Origin of the sequence: Rhodococcus pseudokoreensis, from assembly GCF_017068395.1 — a bacterium.
Classification (GTDB): domain Bacteria; phylum Actinomycetota; class Actinomycetes; order Mycobacteriales; family Mycobacteriaceae; genus Rhodococcus_F; species Rhodococcus_F pseudokoreensis.
In genome coordinates this window covers 801,784-823,799 of the sequence record NZ_CP070619.1, presented here as the reverse complement: position 1 = coordinate 823,799, position 22,016 = coordinate 801,784, and the positions used below count along the sequence as shown (strand labels likewise).

The window sequence follows — 22,016 nt, the reverse complement described above, 5'->3', positions numbered from 1 at the left end:
GGAATGCTGCCCATGACGGAATCGGCGGTGCGCACCAGGACGTCGGCTCCCCGGGCCCGGCTCGTGCACCGCCCGAGCCCCGACCGCCCGGCCCGGGTGTGGGACGACTCCACGCAGCGCGTCCTCACCGCACCGCCCCTCGGCCTGGGCTGGAATCCGTGGCAGGTGCTCGGCGGCCCGGGAACCGGCAAGACGTCGCTGCTCGTCGACGTCGCGGTGAACCGGATCGCCGGCGGTGAAGACCCGGAGTCGGTGCTCGTCCTGACGCAGTCGAAGCGTGCGGCGGGCCGCGTGCGTGAAGACGTCACCGCCGCCCTCATCGGTCACGACGAGCATCACGGGCCCCGGGCCACGCGCGAACCGCTCGTCCGCACCGTCCACTCCTACGCGTTCGCGGTGCTGCGGTTGCAGGCCGCCGCCCACGGCAATCCGCCGCCGCGCCTCATCACCGGCGCCGAGCAGGACGCCGTCCTCCGCGAGATGCTGCAGGGCGACATCGAAGACGGCGGCGAGATGTGGCCCGACCGTCTGCGTCCCGCACTGGCGCTGGGCGGCTTCGCCGTCGAACTGCGCGACCTCATGTTGCGCTCGAGCGAGCGCGGTCTCGGCCCGGAAGATCTCATCAAGCTGGGTCGGCGGCACGACCGCTCCGAGTGGGTGGCGGCGGGCAGGTTCGCCGCCCGGTACGAGCACGGCATGCTGCTGCGCGGAGCGGTGGGTGTCGAGGCCCCCGAGGCCACGGCTCCGGCGCTGGACGCGGCCGAACTCATCGGTGCGGCCCTCACCGCGTTCGCCACCGACCCGGACCTGCTGCGCGCGGAACGGGCCCGGGTGCGGCACCTGCTCGTCGACGACGCCCAGCACCTCGATCCGCAGGCCGCGGAACTGGTCCGGCTCGTCGGCACCGGTACCCGCACCACGGTCGTGGCGGGTGACCCGGACCAGTCGATCTACGGGTTCCGCGGGGCCGACCCCACGTTCCTCGCCGACCTGGCCGACAAGGGCGACCCGCGGCAAGTGCTGCTACCGGTCAACTTTCGCAGTTCGGCGGAGGTCGCGACCACCGCGGCCCGGATCACGTCCCGACTGCCGGGGCATTTGCCCCACCGGATCTGGACCCCGTCGCGGGACGGCGGCAGGACGTCGGTCCGGGTCCTGGGCACCGCGGCGAAGGAGGCGGCGCTGATCGCCGACACCCTGCGCCGCGCCCACCTCCTCGACGGGGTGCCGTGGTCGGAGATGGCGGTGATCGTGCGCTCGGTTCCGCGGGCGCTGGCTCCGCTCCGGCGGGCGCTGCTCGGTGCGGGTGTGCCCGTCACCACCGCGGCGTCCGAGTTGCCGCTGGCCCGTCAGCACGGCGTGTCGGGGCTGATGCTGGTGCTGCGGGCACTGTCGGGGCAGGAATTCACCGGCGAGGACGCCCTCGCCCTGCTCGCAGGCCCGGTCGGCGGCGCGGAACCCGTGGCGCTCCGGCGTCTTCGCCGGGGTCTGCGGCGCGCCGAGCTGGCCTCCGGCGGCGACCGCGACTCCGCGGAGTTGCTCCGTCTCCTGCTGGTCGGCGAGACGGACAGCACCCGCAGGGTCACGGCGAAGCTGACCGACGTCGAAGCGGCGTCCCTGAACCGGGTGCTGTCCGTACTGCGGAAGGCGAGGGTTCCGCTGGGGCGCGGGCGCGGCATCGAGGACGTGCTGTGGGCGGCGTGGCAGGCCACCGGACTCGAACGTCGCTGGGCGGCGGCGTCCGCCCGCGGCGGTCCGATCGGGGCGCAGGCCGACCGCGACCTCGACGCCGTGGTCGCCCTGTTCGATGCCGCGGCGAGTTACGTCGACCGTCTCCCGCGGTCGCAGCTCGCCGGGTTCGTCGATTACCTGACCGGGCAGGCGATTCCCACCGCACGCGCCGTGTCCGTCGTTCCGGGCGACGCCGTGTCCGTGCTCAGCGCCCACTCCGCCGCCGGCCGCGAATGGGACGTCGTCGCCGTCGCGGGGGTGCAGGAAGGGCTGTGGCCGAGCCTGCGGGCCCGAGGAAGCCTGCTCGGCACGGAGGCGCTGATCGACCTCACGGGCGGCGTGTCCGACGGCAGCGAGACCGCCGCCGACCGGATGTCGCGTACTGCGCCGCTGCTGGCCGAGGAACGCAGGCTGTTCCTGGTGGCGTGCAGCCGGGCGAGGCGGAGTCTGCTCGTCACCGCGGTCGACTCGGCCAGCGGCGACGCCGACCTCGTCCACTCCCGTTTCGTCGACGAACTGCTCGCCGGAGACCAGGATCCGGACGCGGAGGACGCGGTCGTGCCTGCGGAGGACCCGGCGACCCGGGTCCTGGCCCTGCCCGCCCTCGTCGCCGAACTGCGCAGCGTGGTCTGCGATCCGGACGTCGCCGCATCCGACCCCGCCCGCCAGGACCGCGCCGCCCGCCAACTCGCCCGGCTCGCCGAAGCCGGAGTGCGCGGCGCCCACCCGGACCAGTGGTACGGCACCGCCGAACCGAGCACCGGCGTGGCGTTGTGGAACGCGGAGGACGGGCCGGTGTCGCTGTCGCCGTCCACCGTCGACCTGCTCAACACCTGCCCGTTGCGGTGGCTGCTCGAACGCCACGGCGGCCGGGACGGCGACAACACCCACGCCATCGCCGGAACCCTGGTGCACACGCTGGTGCAGGCGCTCGCAGGCCGCATCCCACCCGATCAGGTGGAACGCGCGCTCGAGAACGCGTGGGAATCGATCGATCTCGGCTCCCAGTGGTACTCGCGGCGCGAACTCGACCGCACCCGGGACATGCTCGCCACGTTCACCGCCTGGCTCGGGAACACCCGGTCCGAACTCACCGAGGTCGGCGTCGAGGTGGCCGTCGACGGCGTCCTCGAGCCGCGGGAGGAGGGTTCACCGAAGATCCGGTTGCGGGGGCGGATCGACCGGCTCGAGCGCGACGCAGAGGGCAGGCCCGTGATCGTCGACGTGAAGACCGCCCGCTCACCCGTCACCAAGGACGACGCCCAGCAGCACGCCCAGCTGGCGGCGTACCAGGTGGCGGCGGCCACCGGTGCGATCGACGGGGAGCCGGCGTCGAATCCCGGTGGGGCGCGGCTGGTCTTCGTCGCCAAACCACACAAGAAGGAAGGCGCGACGCAGCGGGTGCAGGCACCGTTGTCGGGGGAGGACCTCGAGACGTGGCTCGCGGTCATCCACGCGGCAGCCGCCGCCACCAAGGGGCCGGAGTTCCTCGCCCGCGTCAACGACGGATGCAGGCACTGCCCGGTGCGGACGAGTTGTCCCGCGCACGACGAGGGACGGCAGGTGACGTCGGAATGACCATCCGCATCGATCCGGTGGAACTCGCGATCGGACTGGGACAGCATCCGCCGACCCCGGAACAGGCCGCGGTCATCGCGGCCCCCCTCGGCCCGACCCTCGTCGTCGCGGGGGCAGGCGCGGGCAAGACCGAGACGATGGCGGCCCGCGTCGTGTGGCTGGTGGCCAACGGGGTCGTCGACCCCGAGGCGGTGCTGGGCCTGACGTTCACCCGCAAGGCGGCGCAGCAGCTGACCGCCCGGATCAGGAGACGCCTTGCCCGGCTCGCGGGTTCGGACCTGCTCCGAAGGGTCGATCCGAGCGGCGACCTGCGATCGCGCATCCTCGCCGGCGAACCGGAGGTCAGCACGTACCACTCCTACGCCGGACGGCTGCTGTCGGAGCACGGGCTCCTGCTGCCCATCGAACCGTCGGCGACGCTGCTGTCGGAGACGGAACTGTGGCAGCTGGCGCACCGGGTGGTGAGCTCGTGGGACGGCGACCTCGACACCGACAGGAATCCGGCGTCCGTCACCGAGGCCGTGCTCGCGCTGGCCGGGCAGCTCTCCGAGCACCTCGTCGAACCGGACGATCTGCGGGAGGCGCACACCGAACTCGACAAGCTCGTCCACACCCTGCCCGCCGGACCGCGGCAGCGCGGCGGTCCCGGCAAGGAACTGCTCGACATCCTCGACACCCAGCACCGCCGGGTCGAACTCCTGCCGCTGGTGCAGCGGCTCGCGGACACCCTGCGACGGGAAGGCGCGCTCGACTTCGGCAGCCAGATGTCGCTGGCGGCACGCGTGGCCGCGGACCACCCCGAGGTCGGCCTCGCCGAGCGCACCCGTTTCCGGGTGGTGCTGCTCGACGAGTACCAGGACACGGGACACGCGCAGCGGGTGTTGCTGTCGTCGCTGTTCGGCGGCGGCCTCGACGGCGAACTCGCGCTCACCGCGGTGGGCGATCCCATGCAGTCGATCTACGGCTGGCGTGGAGCGTCGGCCGCCAACCTGCCCCGCTTCGCCACGGATTTCCCACTGACGAACGGGGATCCGGCGCCGACGCTGGAACTGCTCACCAGCTGGCGCAACCCGCCGGAGGCCCTGGCGCTGGCCAACATGGCGTCGGCGTCCCTGCGGGAGCGGGGTGTGGCGGTCAGCATGCTGCGGGCGCGGCCGCAGGCCGTACCCGGGGACGTGCGGCTGGCCCTCACCGGCGACGTCGTGCAGGAACGGGAATGGGTGGCCGACCGCATCGCCGAACAGTACGCGGACGCCGCGGACCGGGGCGATGATCCGCCGACCGCCGCGGTGCTGATCCGCCGCAACGCCGACGCGGCACCGATCGCGGAGGTGCTGCGGTCGCGGGGTCTGCCGGTCGAGGTGGTCGGTCTCGGCGGTCTGCTCCACACGCCCGAGGTGGCCGACGTCATCGCGATGCTCCGGGTCGTCGCCGACCCGATGGCGGGCAGTGCCGCCGTCCGGATGCTGACCGGGGCTCGCTGGCAGATCGGAGCCGCCGACCTGACGGCGCTGTCGCGGCGAGCGTCCGAACTGGCCATCGGAACGGGCTACGGCACCACCGGCGCCGTCACGGATTCGGCCGCCCTGGCCGACGCCGTCGGCGAGGCGCTGCCCGGTGAACACGCGGAGCAGGCGGGGCTGGCGGACGCGCTGGCGGATCCCGGCCCCGCCGAACGCTATTCGCAGGTCGGCTACGCACGGATCACCGCGGTGGCGGCGGAGTTGGCGTCCCTGCGCGAGCGGATCGGGCAGCCGCTGACCGAACTGGTGGCCGAGGTCGAACGGGTGCTGGGGATCGGCATCGAAGCGCAGGCGCGAACGCGGCAATCGGCGCGGGGGAGTGCCGGGCGTGAACATCTCGACGCCTTCGCCGACGTCGTCGCCGGTTACGCGAACCGCACGTCGGCCACCGTCACGGGACTGCTCGCCTTCCTGTCCGCCGCGGAATCGGTCGAAAAAGGCCTGGCGCCCGGCGAAGTCGAGGTGGACCCGCACCGCGTCCAGGTGCTGACCGTGCACTCGGCGAAGGGGCTGGAGTGGGAAGTGGTGGCGGTGCCGCACCTCACGGCCGGCGTCTTTCCGTCGCGGACCGCGTCCGGGTCCTGGCTCGGTGCGCTCGGCGAACTGCCGCCGTCGCTGCGCGGAGACCGGGCGCGGCCGGGGGAGTCGGCCGACGGCGTGCCCGTCCTCGACCTCGAGAACCTGTACGACCGGAAAGACCTCGAGGAGGCCGTGAAGGCGCACAAGTCGGCGCTGGCGGCCCGCCGACTCGACGAGGACCGCCGGTTGTTCTACGTCGCCCTCACCCGCACGGAACGGGTGCTGTTCGCGTCGGGTCACCACTGGGCAGAATCGGGAACCGAGCCGAAGGGGCCGTCGGAGTTCCTCACCGAACTGCGCGACACGGTGACGGACGAGCAGCACGAGGGCATCGGCACCGTCGATCTCTGGGCGCCCGCACCCGAACCCGAGGAGCAGAACCCGCTGACCAGCACCCCCAAGTCGGCGGTGTGGCCGCGGGATCCGCTCGGGCTCCGCCGGGAGTCGGTCGAGCGCGGTGCGGCGCTGGTCGTCGCGGCGCTGAAGAACGTCGGCAAGCAGGCGCCGGCGGACGAGGACGACGATCCCGAGAACTGGGCGGCCGACGTCGACGCCCTCCTCGCGGAGCGGGAAGCGCGTGCGAACGCCCGCACCGAGGTGGTGTTACCCGGCCAGCTGTCGGTGAGCCAGCTCGTCGAACTCGAGGCCGACCCGGACGCCCTGGCCGCCCGGCTGCGGCGGCCGTTGCCGTTCCCGCCGAATCCGCTCGCCCGGCGCGGCACCGCGTTCCACGCCTGGGTCGAGCGCCGCTTCGGGGCCACCCGGCTGCTCGACCTCGACGAGCTGCCCGGTGCCGCCGACACGGGTGCGGGCCCGGATGCCGACCTCGCGACGTTGCAGGACGCGTTCCTGCGCTCGCCGTGGGCCGACCGCAACCCGACGGAGGTCGAGGTGCCGTTCGAGACCTCGGTGGCCGGGACCGTGTTGAGGGGACGGATCGACGCGGTGTTCACCGACCCCGACGGCGGATGGACGGTGATCGACTGGAAGACCGGTGCCGAACCGAGCGCGGCCAACGAGAAGGCCGTCGTGATGCAGCTCGCCGCGTACCGGCTGGCGTGGGCCGAACTGATGGACGTTCCGATCGAGCGGGTGCGCGCCGCATTCCATTACGTGCGGACCGGACGGACGATCGCGCCGGACCGTCTGCCCGGCGCCGACGCGCTCGCCCGTCTCCTCCGTACCGCCGGCGCCGGTGGTCCCGACGACGGTGGTCCCGACGACGGTGGTCCCGAGGACGACCTCAGGCGTGACGCCGAGCTTTGAGGGCCTCGGTGACCAACGGGATCTGCAGCGGAAGACGCAGCAGCGCACCGGTTTTCTGCACGGTCGTCGTCTTCGGGCTCTTCAGCCAGTCCGCTGCCATGTTGATGTTGGCGGGGAAGACGGCGACGAACAGCAGTGCGGCGAGACCGCCACCGAGCCTGCGCGTGCGCGGCACGGCCAGCGCGGTGCCGATGGCGAGTTCGGCGACCCCGGACACGTAGGTGTAGGTGCGGGCGTCGCCCGGCAACTGTGTGGGGACCGTGGAATCGAAGAACTTCGGGGCGACGAAGTGCATCGTGCCCGCGCCCAGCAGCAGTGCGGCGAGACGGAGTGCGGGCTTCTGGCTCGGTCTTGGTGTGACGCTCTCTCGTTGCATGACGCCAGCTTGCCCGAACCACCCGGTTCGCGACAACGAGGCTCCGCCGTGTGTCCGGTGGGACAATCGGGGTTAGGCTGCCAGCCGATGTCGGAGTTCAGTGCAACGTGGAGACAAACATATGGCCGGTAGGCTGCGTGAGAGATTGACCAGGTCGGACACCCTCACCGACCGGCCGGACTTCGCGTTGGTGGGTGTGCTCCGGATTCCGGAGTTGCAGACGAGTCCGGCGCGGGCGATCTACCGCCGGGTGGGGATCGCCCTGGCGGCGTTGGCGTTGGCGGTTCTCATCGTCTACATCGACCGGGCGGGCTACCGCGACGTGCAGGACAACGAACTGTCGTTGCTCGACTGCATCTACTACGCGACGGTGTCGTTGTCGACGACGGGATACGGCGACATCACGCCGTTCACACCGTCTGCGAGGCTCGTCAACGTCCTCCTGATCACGCCACTTCGAATCTTCTTCCTCATCGTCCTGGTCGGTACGACTCTCTCCGCGCTCACGGCGAGCTCCCGGCAGGCGTTCAAAATTCAGCGTTGGAGGCAGCACGTGCGCAATCACACCGTGGTGATCGGCTACGGAACCAAGGGACGCACCGCGATCGACGCGATGCTCGGCGACGACGTTCCGCCGTCGGAGATCGTGGTGGTCGATACCGACCACGCCGTGCTCGACTCGGCGGCCAGCAAGGGCCTCGTCACGGTCCACGGATCCGCCACCAAATCGGACGTGCTCCGGTTGGCGGGCGCACAGAACGCGTCGGCCATCATCGTCGCCGCCAACCGCGACGACACCGCGGTGCTGGTGACGCTGACGGCGCGCGAGATCGCCCCGAAGGCGAAAATCGTCGCCGCGATCCGCGAATCCGAGAACACGCATCTGCTCCGGCAGTCCGGCGCCGACTCGGTGGTCGTGTCCTCCGAGACCGCGGGCCGGCTCCTCGGCATCGCCACGAAGACGCCGAGCGTCGTCGAGATGATGGAGGACCTCCTGACACCGGAGGCGGGTTTCGCGATCGCGGAACGTCCCGTGGAGCGGGACGAGATCGGCGGCTCCCCGCGTCACCTCGCGGACATCGTGCTCGGTGTGGTGCGGGACGGCCGGTTGATCCGGGTCGGCTCGCCGGAGGTCGATTCGATCGAGGAGAACGACCGACTGCTGTACATCCGTCGGGTCGCCAACTGATCGGCAGTAGTGTCGACGGCGTGACTGCATTCCGGCTCAACGACACCCCGCTCCTGTCCCGCTCCGCCGTCGGGCGGGCCGAGGAATTGCGTTCGGACACGGACGCGCTGCGAGCGGGCTGGCGAGATGCGCTGCTGCTGCGCGTCAATCACCGCGGACAGGTGCGGGTGGGGGACGACGGTCTGGTGTTCGCGGATGCCACCGAACTCGGCCCCGAACCGAAACCGGGGGCCGTGTTCCTCGGCATCCGCAAGGACCGGCACGTGTGGGCGGTGCGGGTGCAGGCGCTGACCGGCGAACTGGCCGATCTCCGGATTCTGGGCGGCACGCTGGACGACGCCGACGCGGGTGTGCTCACCGGCGCCCTCGCGATGCTCAACTGGCACGACAGCGCGGGTTTCAGTGCGCTCGACGGCGCGGCGTCGGAGCCGACGATGTCGGGGTGGTCGCGGATCTCGACGAGCACCGGGCACGAAGAATTTCCCCGTACCGATCCGGCGGTCATCTGCCTCGTGCACGACGGCGGGGATCGTGTGCTCCTGGCCCGGCAGCCCACGTGGCCGCCGCGGCGGTTCTCGATCCTGGCCGGATTCGTCGAGGCCGGTGAATCCCTCGAGACGTGCGTCGTCCGGGAGATCAAGGAAGAGGTGGGCGTCGACGTCCGTGACGTGCGCTACCTCGGCAGCCAGCCGTGGCCGTTTCCCCGTTCGGTGATGATCGGGTTCGCGGCCGTCGGCGATCCCGACGCCCCGCTGACGTTCGCGGACGGCGAGATCGCCGAGGCCCGGTGGTTCACCCGGGACGAGGTGCGCACGGCACTCGAACTCGGCGACTGGGCGTCGGACACCGACGCCACGCTGCTGCTCCCGGGCTCGATTTCCATCGCGCGCGGAATCATCGAGTCCTGGGCTGCGGCAGCGACGGAGTCCTAGACGCCGAGAAGCTGCTTGACCTGTGCCAACGACGGGTTGGTCGCGGTGCTGCCGTCGGCGAACTTGACGGTGGGAACAACGTGGTTGCCGCCATTGACGCTGCCGACGAACTCCGCCGACGCCGGATCGTCCTCGATGTCGATCTCCACGTAGCCGATGCCGGATTCGTCCAGCTGCGTCTTCAGGCGCCGGCAGTAGCCGCACCAGGTGGTGGAGTAGATGGTCAGGGCGGGGGTGTCGGTAGCAGTCACGGCGCATATAACACCACGAGTCCGCCGTGTGTTCCCACTGCGGTGTTCGTCCGCTTCGCGCCGTGTCGGTTGCCCCTGTCATGATGGACGCCATGTCAGCAGCCGGCGCAGCAGAGGTGACGACTACCGGTCTCGATCCCGAACAGTCCGCAGCGGTCCTCGCTCCCCGGGGGCCGGTGTGCGTGCTGGCGGGTGCCGGAACAGGCAAGACCCGGACCATCACCCGGCGGATCGCGCACCTCGTGGCCAGCGGGCACGTCGCCGCGGGGCAGGTGCTGGCGGTCACGTTCACGGCGCGCGCGGCAGGCGAGATGCGCGGGCGGCTGCGCAGCCTGGGGATCGGCGACGGGGGAGCGCAGGTCCAGGCGCGCACGTTCCACGCCGCCGCGCTGCGGCAGTTGCGGTACTTCTGGCCGCAGGTGATCGGCGACACGGAATGGCGGCTGCTGGACCGCAAGTTCGCGGTCGTGTCGTCCGCCGCCGGACGGGTCGGGCTGTCCACCAGCACGGAGAGCATCCGGGACCTGGCGAGTGAGATCGAGTGGGCCAAGGCGTCGCTGATCGCGCCCGAGGACTACCCGCGTGCGGTGGCGAAGTTGCGCCGGGAGGCGCCGGTCGACGCCGCGAAGGTCGCCGAGGTGTATCACGGCTACGAACAGCTCAAGGCCCGCGGCCAGGACGGGATGCTCCTCGATTTCGACGACCTCCTGCTCCACACGGCGGCGGCACTCGAAGAGCATTCGGCGGTCGCCGAGGAGTTCCGCGACCGTTACCGCTGCTTCGTCGTCGACGAATACCAGGACGTCACCCCGCTGCAGCAGCGTGTCCTCGACGCCTGGCTCGGGGAGCGGGACGACCTCACCGTCGTCGGCGACGCCAACCAGACCATCTACTCGTTCACCGGCGCCACACCGAACTACCTACTCGACTTCTCGCGCCGGTTCCCCGAGGCCACCGTCGTGCGCCTCGAGCGCGACTACCGGTCGACCCCCGAGGTCGTGTCGATGGCGAACCGGGTGATCGGAGCGGCGCGCGGCCGGATCGCGGGCACCCGTCTGCAACTGATCGGGCAGCGCGACTCCGGGCCGGAGCCGAGTTTCGTCGAGTTCGACGACGAACCGGCCGAAGCAGCCGGGGTGGCGCGCACGATCAAGCGGCTCATCGCGTCCGGCACCCCGGCGGCGGAGATCGCGGTGCTGTACCGGATCAACGCCCAGTCCGAGGTGCACGAGCAGGCGCTGACGAAACTCGACATCCCGTACCAGGTGCGCGGCGGCGAGGGCTTCTTCACCCGCACCGAGGTGCGTCAGGCCGTGGCGGCGCTGCGCCAGGCCGCGGGCCGCGACGACCTACCCGACGCGGTCGGCGCCGACCTGGTCACGCTCGTCCGTGCCGTCCTCGTCCCGCTCGGGCTGACGGACGCCGAACCGGCGGGTGCGCAGGCCCGCGAGCGGTGGGCCTCCCTGTCGGCGCTCGTCGCGCTCACCGAGGAACAGCTGACCCAGGATCCGGAGTTGACCCTCGACGCGCTGCTGCGCGAGCTGAGTCTGCGGGCGGAGGCGCGGCACCCACCCGTCGTGCAGGGTGTGACCCTCGCGTCCCTGCACGCCGCGAAGGGGCTCGAATGGGACGCCGTGTTCCTCGTCGGCCTCACCGACGGAACGCTGCCCATCCAGCACGTGCTCGGCGACTCCAACTCGGCGCCCGACGAAGCCGCCGTCGAGGAGGAACGCCGGTTGCTGTACGTCGGGGTCACCCGCGCCCGCGAGCACCTCCAGATGTCGTGGGCGCTGTCCCGGAACGAGGGCGGCCGCAAGTCGCGGCGCCGTTCGCGGTTCCTGCACGGACTTATCCCCGAAGACTCGCCTGCCTCGCGGATCGCGGCGCCCGTCAAGAGCAACAAGAAGCGTCCACGGTGCCGGCTCTGCGGAAAACAGCTGATCGGGACGACCGCGACCATGCTCGGTCGCTGCGAGGGATGCCCGTCGAACATCGACATGGAACTGCTCGAATCGCTGCGGTCGTGGCGGCTCGAGAAGTCGAGGGAGCTGAAGGTCCCGGCGTACGTGGTGTTCAGCGACAACACGTTGACGGCTCTCGCCGAGCAGCGGCCGCAGGACGACCGCGGACTCGTCGCGATCCCCGGGATCGGTGCGAAGAAGCTCGAACAGTTCGGTGAAGACGTCCTCGGTGTGATCAAGGGAAGCGGCAGTCACTGAACGACTCCCGAACGGGTGGGAAGTAGCACGCATCACTGCAGGTCAAAAATAGGTTGTGCGGTTCTGGAGAATTGCCTACTGTGGTTTCAGTGCGCGGGGAGACCCGTGTGGTTCACATCGGATCGAGAAGAAATGGAGGTGGCGGTGAAATGACAAAGTTCCAAGCACATGAGACGGCAGTCGCTGCTGCCTCCGCGTTGTTCGGCATGAACGCGGCGGAACCGGCACCGGCGATTGTCTGGTCGGCAGCCCGTCGTCGTCCCGCAACAGCAGTCGAGTCCGTGTATCGGAGTTGTCGAGGAACTCCTCGATAGATCAACTCCCACCGTCTTTTCAAGGCCACGGACCCGCATCGCGGACCGTGGCCTTCGTAGTTCGAGCACCTTTTCCGCTCGCAGCCTCGGCTCTGGTTCGCACCATTTTCATCGAACCGAAGAGATCAACCGTCGCAATGAGAGCAGAGGAGAACGACGTGTCTACCGTGACATGCCGAGGGGTATCCGAAACCTCAACCGCCACAAGCGGATTTGTTCAGATAGCTACCGCACGTGGTGACCTGCCGTGCCGGGTCGACGACCCCGACCTGTGGTTCGCGGACACGCCCACCGAGCTGGAGCAGGCGAAGGCGCTGTGCGCGTCCTGCCCGATCCGCTCCCGCTGCCTCGACGCTGCCCTCGATCGAGGTGAGCCGTGGGGAGTGTGGGGTGGGGAGATCTTCGACCAGGGTGTCGTGATCGCCCGCAAGCGTCCGCGTGGACGTCCCCGCAAGACGCCGGCGCTGGTGTGCGCGTAGCACCTGTGAGTACTTCTTAACCGCCCGCGGTTAAGAAGTACTCACAGGTCGGGGTCGACGAAGCCGGGGAGCCACCGCGTGAGGATCGCCATGTACGGCGCGTACGCGTCCAGTTGAGCGCAGATCCCCACCGAGCCGACGAGAACCCGGAAGATCATCAGATACTCGGCGGGCAGATTCAGTGCCCGGGCGGTTCGGAACTGCGCACTGTTGAAGTCGGTTGCGGACCCCGCAGCCTTCTGCAGCCAGGCGCGGGTGAAGTGGAAGGATTCGGTGCGGATCGGATCGGTGACGGGACGCAGGTAGTCCGCGATCTCCTTGTCGGTCACCGTTCTGCCCGGCAGGACGAATCCGTTGGCGTGCAGCAACTCCGTCAGCTCGTCGAACTCCTCGTGGACCGCCAGCCGGACCATCGCCCCGAGCACCGGTGGAAGTCCGTGCGGAAACGGCGCTGCGGCACCGAAATCGATGACCCCGAGGCGGCCGTCGCTGTGCAGCATGAAGTTACCCGGGTGCGGGTCGCAGTGGAGCAGGCCGACGCGGGCGGGGGAGGCGAAGTGGAACTCCGCGAGCAGTGCGCCTGCGGTGTTGCGTTCCTCGGGGGTGCCGCCGGCGATGATGGCCGACAACGGTTTCGCCGACATCCATTCGGTGACCACCACCTTGGGGGCACTCGCGACGACGTGCGGAATCGCGAACTTCGGGTCCCCGTCGTACACCTTCGCGAAGCGGCGCTGATTGTTCGCCTCGATCCGGTAGTCGAGTTCTTCTTCGGTGCGGGCGGTGAATTCGTCGATGACCGGCCGCACGTCGACGCCGGGCATGACCGAGGCGAACAGTCCCGCGAACCGGCCGAGTGTCTTCAGGTCGGCGCGCAGAGCCTCGTCGGCGCCGGGGTACTGAACCTTGACGGCCACGTCGCGGCCGTCGGCCCACACGGCGCGATGCACCTGGCCGATGCTGGCCGATGCGGTCGGGGTGTCGTCGAACGACTGGAACCGCTCCCGCCACTTGGTGCCCAGTTGCTGGTCGAGCATCCGGTGGACGGCCTTCGCGGGCAGCGGAGGTGCCTGCGCCTGCAGCTTGTTCAGCGATTCACGGTAGGGTTCCGCGAACTCCTCGGGGATCGCCGCCTCCATGACGCTGAGCGCCTGCCCCAGTTTCATGGCGCCGCCCTTGAGTTCGCCGAGGACGGCGAACAATTGCTCGGCGGCCCTCGCGCTCAGTTGGGCGTCGATCTCGTCCTTGTCACCGCCGGTCAGTTTGCGGCCGAACCCCATCGCGGCACGCCCCGCGATCCCCAATGGGATGCTCGCGAGTTTCGCGGTGCGGGCAGAACTCCTGCGGGGGATGTCGGGCACCCCACCATCATGCATCATCACCGGAGGCGGTTCGATTCGCCCACGGCGGGCGCCAGATACGTGCAGCTGCAACTCGCCTGCCTCGGCCAGCGCCGCGTCACCAGCCGGTGCGCGCCCAGATCGATCTCGAGCGTCGCGTCGAGACTGCTGGGCGGCGCGCCTCTGGGGGCGGACAAGACGGCCTCGAGTTGGCCGAGTGCGACGGCGGTCGTGGCCATGATCACGGCGGGACTCGCGTGCCCGACCGTCCCGAGGAGCTGAGCGGACAGGTGCGGCCAGTCCTCGTCGTACGCGGCGCGGAGGAGGTCGGCGCACCGCAGGCAACTCGTGTGGCCCGGAAGAACCAGCGGACCGACCACACCGCGACCGTCCCGCAGCCGGACTTGCAGGTGCGGTATCCCGTTCTGGACCAGGTCCGCGGCGAGGCGAGGGTCCGCCACCAGATCGTCCGCGAGCACGACGCAGAGGGCGTTCCACCGCCGGACGTCGCCGTCGGCGGAGTAGCGGAACGAGCGGGAGACCCGGATGCCGGCGTCGGTGAGCCCGGCGGACACCGCATCCGACAGCGGTCCGCGCCCGTGCACGCGGATGGTGATCGTGTCCGCGATCGGGGACGTGCCTGCGACGTCGATGAGACCGGCGCGGTCGAGATCGCCGAGCAGCTTCGACACGTCCGTGGGCGCCAGGCCGTACCCGACCGCCGTCCACAGGATGTGCGGCCGCGTGTTCCGGCCGTCGAGCAGCCGGACGACGGCGAGCAGTTGATCGGTGCGGACACCGGGCGGCGGGGAGAGGACGAGTGCGCGTTCGGGATCCCAGCCGAACTGCACCCGCCCGTCGGGGCGGACGAGTACGGCGATCCGGGGGTCGAGGGTGACACCGATGGGGTGCGGGTGCGGAATGGTCACCCACCGAGGATTCCAGGCCACGACCGGCCGCCGCCCAGGAAAAGACGAGTTGTCCACAGGCCGAAACACGCTCCGGCCTGCGGACTTCCCGCTACTTACACATTGGTGCAATCAGGGGGTCAGGACTCCGGTTCGTCGTCCTTGCCGGACTTGCCGCGTTCGGCCTCCTCGGCCCGCTCGCGGGCCTCCGTCGCCATCGGATTGTCGAAGTCGCCGCCGTCGCCGCCGCCGAGCACCCGCTGGACGAACGCGTCCGGGCTGTCGAGATCGGACGAGTCGGGCAGCAGGTCGGGGTGGGCCCACACGCCGTCACGGGCGTCGACGGTCGACTCGGACGTGAGCCGTGTCCACAGCTGCGCGGCCTCGCGGACCTTGCGGGGACGCAGTTCGAGTCCGACGAGCGTCGCGAACGTCTGCTCGGCGGGTCCGCCGGTCGCGCGCCTGCGGCGGAGCGTCTCGCTGAGGGCCGCGACGCCGGGGAGGCGGTCGTTCAGCGCCGACGCGACGACGACCTCGACCCAGCCCTCGATGAGGGCGAGCAGCGTCTCGAGTCGCTCGAGCGCCTGCTTCTGCTCGGGTGTGGTCTGCGGTTCGAACGCACCCTGCTGCAGGATGTTCTCGAGCTGCGACGGATCGGTCAGCGCGGACGGGTCGAGCCCCTTCGCCATGTCCTCGATGGCGGAGAAATCCATGGTGATGCCGCGGGCGTACTCCTCGACGGTGGCGAGGAGACGCTGACGCAGCCACGGGACGTGGCTGTACAGGCGCTGGTAGGCGGCCTCACGGGCGGCGAGGAAGACGAGGATCTCTCGGTCGGGCTGTTCGAGCCCCTTGCTGAACCGCTCCACCGCGGCGGGAAGCAGTGCGCCCGTGCCGGCCGGACCGAGCGGGAGACCGATGTCGGTGGAGGTGAGCACCTCCTTCGACAGCTGGCCCAGCGCCTGGCCGAGTTGGGAGCCGAACGCGAGGCCACCCATCTGGCTCATCATGCCGAGCATGGGGCCCGCCATCTGCTGCGCCTCTTCGGGGAGCCCCTGCACCCACATGCCCGACACCTTCTCCGCGACCGGGTCGCACAGCCGCTTCCAGGTGTCGAGGGTGTTGTCGAGCCAGTCGTTGGGCGTCCACGCGACGGTCTTCGACGCGCCCGCGGGCAGCGTCGTCGCGGCGTCCAGCCACAATTCGGCGAGCCGCGAGGCGTCGGCGATCGCCTCCGAGTTGCCCTGTGTGATCGGAGCGACGGACCCCATCTGCTGGCGGGCGAGTTTCTTCGCGATCTCGTAGTTGACCGGGCCGGTCTGCTCCCCGGAGCCCATCGACGTGCCCATCCCGCTCAGCATCTGGCCGAACTGGGTGAGCATCTGGCCGAGGGCGGCCGGGTCGAAGCCCCCGGCGGGAAAACCACCCGCCCCGAAACCGAAGTCGCCGGAACCGCCCGCGTTCTTGTCGCGGTCGGGCCCGTTCTGATCCCCCGTGTTCTTGTCACGATCGGGATCGTCGTCGGGTTTGGAGAAGCCGAAGGGCGGATTGCTCATGACTCAACGGTACAAGGCGCATGGTTCGGTGGCTGCCGACCGCGTCACGCTGACGGCGAACACGCGGACGGCCGACAGCGGTGCCCGCCGGTTCGCGCTCTACGCTGGTCCAGGTGAATCGACGGATCGTGACGCTTCTGGCTGCGCTGGCCCCGATCGTGGTACTCGGCATTCTCGGCACCGTGATCAAGGTGCCGTTCGTGGCTCTCGGGCCGGGACCCACGTTCAACACCCTCGGCGAAGTGGGTGGTGAGCAGGTCGTCGCCATCGAGGGAACGGACGTGGACGACACCACCGGCCACCTCAACATGACGACGGTCGCCGTGCGCGACGACCTGAACGTGTTCGAAGCGTTCGGACTGTGGGCCAGCGGGCGCCAGGGCATCGTGCCCCGCGAGGAGGTGTACCCGCCGGACAAGTCGAAGGACGAGGTCAAGCAGGAGAACGACGCCGACTTCCAGCAGTCGGAGGACAGCGCCGAACTCGCGGCGCTCCACTTCCTGGACAAGCCGGTGGACCTGCGGATCGCGAAGGTCGGTGAGGACGGCCCCTCCCAGGGGCTGCTGCGCGAAGGCGACGTGCTGGTCAGTGTCGACGGAAAGCCGGTGTCGACGGTCGGCGGCGTGCAGGAGGCGGTGGCCGACGTGCCCCCGAACACCGAGGTGCCGATCGTGATCCGGCGTGACGGCGCCGAGACCACGGTGCGGGTGGTGCTCGGTGCCCGCCCGGACGACGAGGCCAAGGGCTACCTGGGGATCACGCCGGAGGAGGTCCCGGACGTCCCGTTCACGATCGACTTCAACCTCGCCGACGTGGGCGGCCCCTCGGCGGGACTCATGTTCACGCTCGCGGTGATCGACAAACTCAGCCCGGGCGAACTCAACGGAGGCAAGTTCGTCGCCGGCACCGGCACGATCGACTCCGACGGCGACGTCGGCCCCATCGGAGGCATCAAGTACAAGTTGATCGCCGCGTCCGAGGCGGGCGCCGAGACGTTCCTGGTGCCGGCGAAGAACTGCGACGAGGCACGCCAGGGCGCACCCGACGGGCTCCGGCTGGTGAAGGTCGAGAACCTCGACGGAGCCGTCGACGCGCTCGAGGCCGTCAACGCCGGAGCCGACGCGCCGCACTGCTGACCGTCAGTTATCGTCCGTCGCGTCGAGGGTGGCGTACAGCGCGCTGACGAGATTCGGCGCCAGATCCTCGTAGGTGAGCAGTTCGATTCCGGCGTACGGGTCGGCATCCTCGTCGGGGCGCAACTGCATCAGGCACAGCGAGGGTCCGTCGCGCAGCACGGCGGCGATGAGGCGGGCGGACCGGCGGTCGGGATGCGACTCGGCTGCGGCCCGCGCGGCGTCGTCGGCGGCGTCGCGGTCTGACAGCAGCGGGACGAGTGCGTCGTCGAGATCGGATTCCGCCTCGGGGGGCAGGACGACGATCTCCTGGACGAGGGCGCACCCGACCACGCCGTCCGGCCAGCTGGTGGTGGCGAGGAATTCGTCGAGTGCGCGTGACCCGCCGTCGATGTCGCCCGGGAACGGATCCTGTTCCACCGGGGTCAATTCCGCACCGTCGGCGAGTTGGTCGAGCAGGCTCGGTTCGGCGGCCGCCAGGAGTTCGGTCGGGACGAGTGCGAACATCTGGGGCGGCTGATCCCACCCTCCGGCATCGACGAATTCGACCACCTCACGCACACAGCGGGCGAGGGCGTCCGGCTCTCGGTTCACATTCTCTTCACTCACAGGACCCATCTTCGCACCCCCGGAACAGGACCGACGGCGGCAACTCTCGGTTGTTACGTAGAGTGGGACGAAACGGTCACGCCCTCGCTGTTCGGGTGTGGACGACCGAACGGTGCAGTTGACCGCGGCGCGCGAGCGTCGCCGAGTTCTTGGAGTGTGGCACGTGGGCATGCGGCCCCCCGCAGGTTTACCGTCGTTGTCCAAACGCAGTCGAGTGCTGCTGGTGCTGGCGCTTGTCGTCGCGGCCCTGCTGCTGGTGGGTCCTCGGCTGATCAGCACGTACACGGACTGGTTGTGGTTCGGTGAGGTCGGATTCCGTGGTGTCTTCACCACGGTCCTCGTCACCCGACTGCTGCTCTTCCTCGTCGTGGGGGTGGTGGTCGGCGGAATCGTCTGGCTGGCACTGCTGCTCGCGTACCGTTCGCGGCCGGTGTTCGTCCCGGTGTCGGGGCCCAACGATCCCGTGGCGCGGTACCGCACCACGGTGATGACCCGGCTGCGCCTGTTCGGACTTGCCATTCCGATCGCGGTGGGACTGCTCGCCGGCCTGATCGCCCAGTCCAGCTGGGTGACGGTGCAGCTGTTCATCAACGGCGGCGCGTTCGGCGTCGCCGATCCCGAATTCGGCCTCGACGTCGGCTTCTACACGTTCGATCTGCCGTTCTACCGGTTCGTCCTGAACTGGCTGTTCGTCGCGGTGCTGCTGGCGTTCTTCGCGAGCCTGGTGACGCACTACATCTTCGGTGGGCTCAAGCTCGCGGGCCGGGGCGGGGCGCTGACCAATGCGGCGCGAGTCCAGTTGGCAGTGCTCGCGGGAACGTTCATTCTCCTCAAGGCAGTCGCGTATTGGTTCGACCGGTACTCTCTGCTGTCCAGCAGCCGCAAGGAGCCCACGTTCACCGGTGGTAGCTACACGGACATGAACGCGGTGCTGCAGGCGAAGCTGATCCTGCTGGCCATCGCGGTCATCTGCGCGGGCGCGTTCTTCGCGGCGATCTTCCTGCGCGACCTGCGGATTCCCGCAATGGCCACAGCCCTTCTCGTGCTCTCGTCGATCCTGGTCGGCGCGGTGTGGCCGCTCGTGGTGGAGCAGTTCTCGGTGCGCCCCAACGCCGCCGACAAGGAGAGCGCGTACATCGAGCGGAACATCGCCGCCACCCGGCAGGCGTACGGCATCACCGACGACAAGGTCGAGTACCAGGACTACCAGGGGTACGGGACGACGCCGCCGCGCGACGTGCCCGCCGACGTGACGACCATCGCGAACACCCGACTGCTCGACCCGAACATCCTGTCGCGGACGTTCACCCAGCAGCAGCAGCTGAAGAACTTCTACGGTTTCCCGCCGACGCTCGACATCGACCGGTACGACATCGACGGGGAGATGCGCGACTACATCGTCGCGGCCCGCGAGTTGTCGTCCAAGAGCCTGACCGGCAACCAGACGGACTGGATCAACAAGCACACCGTCTACACACACGGCAACGGACTGGTCGCGGCCCCCGCGAACCGGGTGAATGCCGCAGCGGGCGAGTCCGCGGAGGAAGCCGCGAACAGCAACAGCGGCTACCCCGTCTACATGGTCAGCGACATCGCCTCCCAGGCCGCGGGCAATCAGGTCATCCCGGTCGAGCAGCCGCGCATCTACTACGGCGAGGTCATCGCCGACACCGATGCCGACTACGCGATCGTCGGTGGTTCCCAGGGTTCGGATCCGCGGGAGTACGACACCGACACCTCGCGCTATACGTACACCGGTTCGGGTGGTGTGCCGATCGGCAACTGGTTCAACCGGTTGGCGTTCGCGGCCAAGTACACCGAACGCAACATCTTGTTCTCCGGTGCCATCGGTTCGGATTCGAAGATCATCTACAACCGGGACCCCCGGGACCGCGTCACCCACGTCGCACCGTGGCTGACCGCGGACGGCGACTCGTACCCGGCCGTCGTCGACGGCAAGGTCGTGTGGATCGTGGACGCCTACACCACGCTGCAGGACTACCCGTACGCGCAGCGCAGTTCGCTCGACGGACTCGTCGAGGACAGCATCGACCAGAACACCGGCCGCCTGCTGCCCCGCAAGGAGGTGTCCTACATCCGCAACTCGGTGAAGGCCACCGTCGACGCGTACGACGGCACCGTGAAGCTCTACCAGGTGGACCAGAACGACCCCGTGCTCGATGCATGGATGGGTGTGTTCCCGGATGCGGTGCAGCCTGCGGACTCGATTCCGGACGAACTACGCGCGCACTTCCGTTATCCCGAGGACCTGTTCAAGGTGCAGCGCGAGATGCTCGCCAAGTACCACGTGGACGATCCGAAGGAGTTCTTCACCAACAACGCGTTCTGGTCGGTGCCGAGCGATCCCACGATCGACACGAGCGCGAACCAGCCGCCGTACTACGTGCTGGTCGGTGATCCCGAGACCGGGAAACCGTCCTTCAACCTGACCAGTGCGATGGTGGGGTACAGCCGCGAGTTCCTGTCCGCCTATCTGTCGGTGAAATCGGACCCGGAGAACTACGGCAAGTTCACGGTGCTGCAATTGCCGACGGACACGCAGACCCAGGGTCCGCAGCAGACGCAGAACTCGATGATCTCCGATCCGCGGGTGGCGTCGGAGAGAACGCTGCTCGAGAGATCGAACAAGATTCAGTACGGCAACCTGCTGACCCTGCCGATCGCGAACGGCGGCATCCTGTACGTCGAACCGATGTATACGGAGCGAAGTTCGACGGGCCCGAACACGTCGACGTTCCCGCAGCTGTCCCGAGTGCTGGTGAGCTACCGCGAGCCGCCGCCGAGTAACAGTGTTCGCGTCGGGTACGCCCCGACTCTGGCACAGGCGCTCGACCAGGTGTTCGGTGCCGGCACGGGCTCGGTGGCGACGGCACCCAGCGCCGAGGAGGGGACGCCTCCCGAGACGGGCACGACGCCGCCCGTCGACCAGGGTGCGGCCCCGGCAGCGCCCACCGCACCGGCGGCTCCGCCGTCCGGCACGGACGTCTCGGCGGCTGTGGCGGAGCTGGATGCGTCGCTCAACGCGTTGACGGTGGCGCAGCGCAGCGGTGACTTCGCGGCATACGGTGCAGCCCTCGCTCGGGTGCAGAAGGCGGTCGCCGCGTACGAGGCGATCCCGAAGTAGGGGCGTTTCACCGAGAAAGCGAACGAGGCCCTGTCATCCGAATCGGATGACAGGGCCTCGTCGTCTGCGAGCGGAAGATCAGCGCAGTGCGTCGACCAGCTGCGGGTTGGCGTTCACCAGCTGCTGGAACTGTTGTCCGAAGCCGTTCTGCTCGGCGACCTGACGCGCGGCGTCCAGTGCCTGCTGCGCGGCGGGCTGGACCGGGGCGGGCGTCTGGACCTGTGCCGGTGCCGGTGCCGCGGGGGCGGGCGCCGGGGTGGGCTCCGGTGCGGGTGCGGGCGCGGGCGCGGGGGCTTCGGCGACGTCGCCGCCACCGGTGGTCAGGTACTGACCGCACACCGGCCAGGCGCCCTGGCCCTGCGTCGCGAGAACATTCTCGGCGACACGGACCTGCTCGGCCTTGCTGGCGTTCGACGCCGAGCCGCTGCCGCCGTTGGCCTGCCACGTGCTCTGCGAGAACTGCAGGCCGCCGTAGTAGCCGTTTCCGGTGTTGATTCCCCAGTTTCCGCCGCTCTCGCACTGTGCGACGCCGTCCCAGTTGTGGGAGGCGGCGGAGGCGGTGCCGGTGCTCAGGCCGAGCGGGACGGCGACGACGGCTCCGGTGACGGCGATCCAGCCGAGGGCGCGCTTGCTGATGCTGTGATTGGTCATGCGGGGTCAATCCTCTCCGCGCTTGCTGGCGTGGCCGGCCTGCGGGCGACGACGTGTGCGTCGTCGCGCCGGGCTGCGATTTCTGTGCCGCGTCCCTGCCCCTCGAAGGTTTCGGGGATTCCGAACCCGCGGGGCAGAGCTAGCAGCGGCGGGTCGGCTTTCGCCCGGTTGTTTCGGGCCGAGAGCGACCGTACGGGAGCTTCGCCCGCAATTCACCTGGTGAAATCGATGGACAGG

The 22,016-nt window shown here is 69.6% G+C and carries 15 protein-coding genes; 8 read left to right on the top strand and 7 right to left on the bottom strand.

What is annotated here, in order from left to right; all coding sequences use genetic code 11:
- The first annotated feature begins 12 nt into the window (after positions 1-12).
- Both JWS13_RS09275 and JWS13_RS09270 read left to right on the top strand, forming a co-directional pair.
- Positions 13-3,309: an ATP-dependent helicase gene (locus tag JWS13_RS09275; RefSeq protein ID WP_206005364.1), complete on the top strand. Its 3,297-nt coding sequence runs from the start codon at positions 13-15 to the stop codon at positions 3,307-3,309.
- Positions 3,306-6,677, top strand: a complete 3,372-nt coding sequence (locus tag JWS13_RS09270) for an ATP-dependent helicase (protein ID WP_206005363.1) — start codon at positions 3,306-3,308, stop codon at positions 6,675-6,677. The genes JWS13_RS09275 and JWS13_RS09270 overlap by 4 nt, the downstream gene beginning before the upstream one ends.
- Here JWS13_RS09270 and JWS13_RS09265 read toward each other — a convergent pair.
- Positions 6,655-7,053, bottom strand: coding sequence for a DoxX family protein (locus JWS13_RS09265; protein WP_124390343.1), 399 nt, complete (start codon positions 7,051-7,053; stop codon positions 6,655-6,657). The genes JWS13_RS09270 and JWS13_RS09265 overlap by 23 nt on opposite strands.
- Before the next feature lie 121 nt (positions 7,054-7,174).
- Here JWS13_RS09265 and JWS13_RS09260 point away from each other — a divergent pair, with 121 nt between their 5' ends.
- Together JWS13_RS09260 and nudC are read left to right on the top strand one after the other, a co-directional pair.
- Entirely contained in the window at positions 7,175-8,242 is a 1,068-nt protein-coding gene (locus JWS13_RS09260) for a potassium channel family protein (RefSeq protein ID WP_124390342.1), read from the top strand.
- Positions 8,243-8,262: 20 nt separating this feature from the next.
- Positions 8,263-9,174: an NAD(+) diphosphatase gene (gene nudC, locus JWS13_RS09255; RefSeq protein ID WP_206005362.1), complete on the top strand. Its 912-nt coding sequence runs from the start codon at positions 8,263-8,265 to the stop codon at positions 9,172-9,174.
- Here the strand turns inward: nudC and JWS13_RS09250 are convergent.
- On the bottom strand, positions 9,171-9,425 hold the full coding sequence (locus JWS13_RS09250; RefSeq protein ID WP_015890142.1) for a mycoredoxin: 255 nt from the start codon (positions 9,423-9,425) through the stop codon (positions 9,171-9,173). The genes nudC and JWS13_RS09250 overlap by 4 nt on opposite strands.
- An 80-nt stretch (positions 9,426-9,505) precedes the next feature.
- Between JWS13_RS09250 and JWS13_RS09245 the strand changes: the two genes are divergently transcribed.
- Positions 9,506-11,644, top strand: a complete 2,139-nt coding sequence (locus JWS13_RS09245; RefSeq protein ID WP_206011553.1) for an ATP-dependent DNA helicase UvrD2 — start codon at positions 9,506-9,508, stop codon at positions 11,642-11,644.
- 451 nt (positions 11,645-12,095) lie between these two features.
- A complete protein-coding gene (locus JWS13_RS09240) occupies positions 12,096-12,437 on the top strand; it encodes a WhiB family transcriptional regulator (protein WP_241032143.1) in 342 nt (113 codons plus the stop codon).
- A gap of 41 nt (positions 12,438-12,478) precedes the next feature.
- On the opposite strand, the gene JWS13_RS09235 is transcribed toward JWS13_RS09240, so the two are convergent.
- The 3 genes from JWS13_RS09235 to JWS13_RS09225 all read right to left on the bottom strand — a co-directional run bounded on the left by JWS13_RS09235 (position 12,479) and on the right by JWS13_RS09225 (position 16,241).
- Positions 12,479-13,816, bottom strand: a complete 1,338-nt coding sequence (locus JWS13_RS09235; RefSeq protein WP_206005361.1) for an ABC1 kinase family protein — start codon at positions 13,814-13,816, stop codon at positions 12,479-12,481.
- Positions 13,816-14,706 (bottom strand): hypothetical protein, encoded by an 891-nt coding sequence (locus tag JWS13_RS09230; RefSeq protein ID WP_241032142.1) that lies wholly within the window; start codon positions 14,704-14,706, stop codon positions 13,816-13,818. Before JWS13_RS09230 ends, JWS13_RS09235 begins: the two co-directional genes overlap by 1 nt.
- A gap of 119 nt (positions 14,707-14,825) precedes the next feature.
- On the bottom strand, positions 14,826-16,241 hold the full coding sequence (locus JWS13_RS09225) for a zinc-dependent metalloprotease (protein WP_206005359.1): 1,416 nt from the start codon (positions 16,239-16,241) through the stop codon (positions 14,826-14,828).
- Between the two features lie 113 nt (positions 16,242-16,354).
- Between JWS13_RS09225 and JWS13_RS09220 the strand changes: the two genes are divergently transcribed.
- Positions 16,355-17,377 carry a YlbL family protein gene (locus tag JWS13_RS09220; RefSeq protein ID WP_206005358.1) on the top strand — a complete coding sequence of 341 codons (1,023 nt, stop codon included), beginning with the start codon at positions 16,355-16,357 and terminating at the stop codon, positions 17,375-17,377.
- Between the two features lie 3 nt (positions 17,378-17,380).
- On the opposite strand, the gene JWS13_RS09215 is transcribed toward JWS13_RS09220, so the two are convergent.
- Complete coding sequence (locus JWS13_RS09215) at positions 17,381-17,992, bottom strand: PPA1309 family protein (protein ID WP_206005357.1); 612 nt, start codon at positions 17,990-17,992, stop codon at positions 17,381-17,383.
- 154 nt (positions 17,993-18,146) lie between these two features.
- Here JWS13_RS09215 and JWS13_RS09210 point away from each other — a divergent pair, with 154 nt between their 5' ends.
- Positions 18,147-21,128 (top strand): UPF0182 family protein, encoded by a 2,982-nt coding sequence (locus JWS13_RS09210; RefSeq protein ID WP_206005356.1) that lies wholly within the window; start codon positions 18,147-18,149, stop codon positions 21,126-21,128.
- Positions 21,129-21,206: 78 nt separating this feature from the next.
- Here the strand turns inward: JWS13_RS09210 and JWS13_RS09205 are convergent, their stop codons facing one another.
- Positions 21,207-21,779 (bottom strand): transglycosylase family protein, encoded by a 573-nt coding sequence (locus tag JWS13_RS09205; RefSeq protein ID WP_206005355.1) that lies wholly within the window; start codon positions 21,777-21,779, stop codon positions 21,207-21,209.
- Positions 21,780-22,016 lie beyond the last annotated feature (237 nt).

Excerpts from the sequence above, each read along its gene's own strand:
- JWS13_RS09240 (WP_241032143.1), top strand. The coding sequence starts at position 12,096 with ATGAGAGCAGAGGAGAACGACGTGTCTACCGTGACATGCCGAGGGGTA.
- JWS13_RS09245 (WP_206011553.1), top strand. The coding sequence starts at position 9,506 with ATGATGGACGCCATGTCAGCAGCCGGCGCAGCAGAGGTGACGACTACC.
- JWS13_RS09260 (WP_124390342.1), top strand. The coding sequence starts at position 7,175 with ATGGCCGGTAGGCTGCGTGAGAGATTGACCAGGTCGGACACCCTCACC.
- JWS13_RS09275 (WP_206005364.1), top strand. The coding sequence starts at position 13 with ATGACGGAATCGGCGGTGCGCACCAGGACGTCGGCTCCCCGGGCCCGG.
- JWS13_RS09225 (WP_206005359.1), bottom strand. The coding sequence starts at position 16,241 with ATGAGCAATCCGCCCTTCGGCTTCTCCAAACCCGACGACGATCCCGAT.
- JWS13_RS09205 (WP_206005355.1), bottom strand. The coding sequence starts at position 21,779 with ATGACCAATCACAGCATCAGCAAGCGCGCCCTCGGCTGGATCGCCGTC.
- JWS13_RS09270 (WP_206005363.1), top strand. The coding sequence starts at position 3,306 with ATGACCATCCGCATCGATCCGGTGGAACTCGCGATCGGACTGGGACAG.
- JWS13_RS09235 (WP_206005361.1), bottom strand. The coding sequence starts at position 13,816 with ATGATGCATGATGGTGGGGTGCCCGACATCCCCCGCAGGAGTTCTGCC.
- JWS13_RS09265 (WP_124390343.1), bottom strand. The coding sequence starts at position 7,053 with ATGCAACGAGAGAGCGTCACACCAAGACCGAGCCAGAAGCCCGCACTC.
- JWS13_RS09215 (WP_206005357.1), bottom strand. The coding sequence starts at position 17,992 with ATGGGTCCTGTGAGTGAAGAGAATGTGAACCGAGAGCCGGACGCCCTC.